This is a genomic window from Nostoc sp. CALU 546 (genome assembly GCF_048836525.1).
This window is the reverse complement of record NZ_JAWJTF010000301.1, coordinates 1-2,466: the sequence shown is the minus strand read 5'-3', so window position 1 is coordinate 2,466 and position 2,466 is coordinate 1. Positions and strand designations below refer to the sequence as shown.

Annotated in this window: 3 protein-coding genes; 1 reads left to right on the top strand and 2 read right to left on the bottom strand. The window is 43.9% G+C overall.

What is annotated here, in order from left to right; all coding sequences use genetic code 11:
- Positions 1-19 precede the first annotated feature (19 nt).
- Positions 20-1,363: a pentapeptide repeat-containing protein gene (locus tag RRG12_RS43000; protein WP_420759646.1), complete on the bottom strand. Its 1,344-nt coding sequence runs from the start codon at positions 1,361-1,363 to the stop codon at positions 20-22.
- 30 nt (positions 1,364-1,393) lie between these two features.
- On the opposite strand from RRG12_RS43000, the gene RRG12_RS42995 reads away from it, so the two are divergent.
- On the top strand, positions 1,394-1,555 hold the full coding sequence (locus RRG12_RS42995; protein WP_420759645.1) for a hypothetical protein: 162 nt from the start codon (positions 1,394-1,396) through the stop codon (positions 1,553-1,555).
- A 35-nt stretch (positions 1,556-1,590) separates the two neighbouring features.
- Here RRG12_RS42995 and RRG12_RS42990 read toward each other — a convergent pair whose 3' ends face one another.
- Positions 1,591-2,430, bottom strand: a complete 840-nt coding sequence (locus RRG12_RS42990) for a GNAT family N-acetyltransferase (protein WP_420759644.1) — start codon at positions 2,428-2,430, stop codon at positions 1,591-1,593.
- Positions 2,431-2,466 lie beyond the last annotated feature (36 nt).

Genomic DNA, 2,466 nt, shown 5'->3' with positions numbered 1-2,466 from the left:
ATTCTGAATTCTGTTGTAACTATCTTCCCAACTTATTGGGAATACCTTCACAACCACCAGGAATAGTACCTCTGGTTTTTTCGCCACCCCAACTGCAACAGTAGTGACGTGTAGACTCAGACATCCTTTGTACATTGCTGAAATCAGCATTTTCCACCACAGCACCAGTTTGTTCCCCGGTTTCATAATCTGGTGGTTCAGTGCGACTGCGGGGTGATGCTTTATCCACTACACCATAGAATAGGCGAATCCCGTTCAGGTCAGCATCGCTAAGATTAGCACTATATAAAATTGTGCGAGAAAGATTGGCTTTTACTAAATCACAACCGACCAGATTAGCGCGGACAAGATTAGCTTCGCTCAGATCAGTCCAACGCAAATCAGTACCAGAAAGGTCTGCTGCGGCTAACATTACGCCTAAATCAATGACGCGCACACCTTCTAAGCGGTCTTCTGCATATCCGCCACTTCCGTTGAAAATGGCTCGGCCTAATCGACCATCGCGTTTTAGAGGTGAGAGCAACTTGGAACGTGAGAGAAAACGGAGAATTTTCGCTTTCCCACTAGCATCGACACTACTTAAAATTGCCGCAGTGCGTCCTTCAGCGATCGCTCTTTCTTGGGGCCAATCTTCTAATAATCCTTCTTCATCTAATACCAAGTCGGAAACACCTTGGAAATAAGAATCAATTGTCTGTTGCTGGGTAATAATATTTTGCTGAACCGTCAGCATATTTTGCTGAATTGTCAAGTCTTTGGAAATGACATATTGTCGCCATGCTACGTAAACGGCGATGATAGCGATGAGAATTTGCCCCAAAGCGCCAAACCATTCTGCTAGGCTACCAGCAATGTCCCAGTTAATTTTGCGTCCTAAAACAAGCAAGCGATCGCCTACACCTGTAAATTTGATCAAGCCGATAATCGCTACTATTAGTCCTAAAAAGGCAACAAACAGGGTGCGTTCTTGGGGTGAAAACCACTCGTTTAAAACTTCTTGCAACCAAGGCAATAATATCGCGAGGGATAACAGCAAAGCTATCAGCGTTCCGATAATGCCAACGATCCAGTTATTAAGGATAACTCCAACAAGGGTGATGGCGATCGCGATTAGAGTAATCAGCAATGCCCTCGGCTTAACTGTAAATTGCTTGGTAATGGGTTGCTTGAAGTCAGAACGGGCTTGTTGTTGTAAATGCGGAGATTTTAAAGACGCGATCGCCGCTAATGCTTGTTGTGTCGCTAGTGCTTCTGAGTTTAGGTTTTTCTCCGTTGCACCACCGTCAAAGTCATCTGGCTGCAAATCGTTTTCGGGGGCTGGTTCTGGGGTTGGTAGATTAGAGGAATTAGATTCAATCGTCATGTTTTCTATTTTGCCCCCTCAATCCACGTTATGCAGCGTTCCGACCGTAGTAAATTGTTAAAAAACAGGCTAAAAATTATTCTGCTTGTCCTTCTGGCAACTACCACTATTGCCCTGACAGTCATTGCTAGAGCAGTTGCTCACCTGAATTTAACAGCCTGGAGCGATCGCAATTTGCATATTCTGCCATAGAAAGTAATTTAATTGGAGCGATCGCTTTATTCTGCTTACTCCTTTGAGGTGAATGAGTATTCGTGCCAATCACAAATGGGGCAATACCCAATCGCTTGATAAATATGATTGGCTGTGGGATTGGCTAAATCTGCTATGAGGAAACAATGGCGGCATCCCTGGTCTAGCAGTTTTTGGCTTAACGCTGTGACACAGGCAGTAGCATATCCTTTGCGACGATACTCTGGTGGTGTATAAGCTAAATTGATTCGACCAATTGTAGGTAACACTTGTTTACTAGACGCAACTGAAACTGGAGTGCTATCAACCCAAAAATAAGTATTCTGCTGTTTCAATCGATTATCTACTTGGTGTTCGACATCCTCGCTCACCGCCTCATCTATCTCAGATAAAAATGCAGAAAGCCACTTGATCAAAAGAGAGCGATCGCTTTCAGTTGCCAGTCTAAGATATCCTCTGGCCGTTGAGACTCTTTGCACTGCCGTTAATTGGTAAATTTTCATTACCACCGACCGTTGATAGAATTGTCCTGTCAGCGCTTGCCAAATCTGCGAGAATATTTCTGCCTCTTTAACCAGTCCCATGCTTCCTGGCAGTTGCTCTTGACGCAAATCTTGAGCAATCAACCGCAAGGCATCCATATTCTGGGCTTTGGATAGGATCAATTTTTGGGGTGGGGTGCGAATGGCAACAGCTACAATCTCCCCACTTGTTTGGACAATTGCTAAATAAGGCTTACCCAGATAACGTTCTGGGTTATGCAACAAGGTATGCAAAATACTGAGCAAAACATTATTTTCTACCTGATGCTGGAGTAAGTAAGCCTGAGTGTAGTGCCAGAATTCCTGAATGTTGTCGAATCTATTTAGTTGCATGATTAGCCTTCCTCACTAACCATTACTATCAAATAA

Bases quoted from the DNA above. Each gene is read 5' to 3' on its own strand.
- RRG12_RS43000 (WP_420759646.1), bottom strand. From the start codon at position 1,363: ATGACGATTGAATCTAATTCCTCTAATCTACCAACCCCAGAACCAGCC.
- RRG12_RS42995 (WP_420759645.1), top strand. From the start codon at position 1,394: ATGCAGCGTTCCGACCGTAGTAAATTGTTAAAAAACAGGCTAAAAATT.
- RRG12_RS42990 (WP_420759644.1), bottom strand. From the start codon at position 2,430: ATGCAACTAAATAGATTCGACAACATTCAGGAATTCTGGCACTACACT.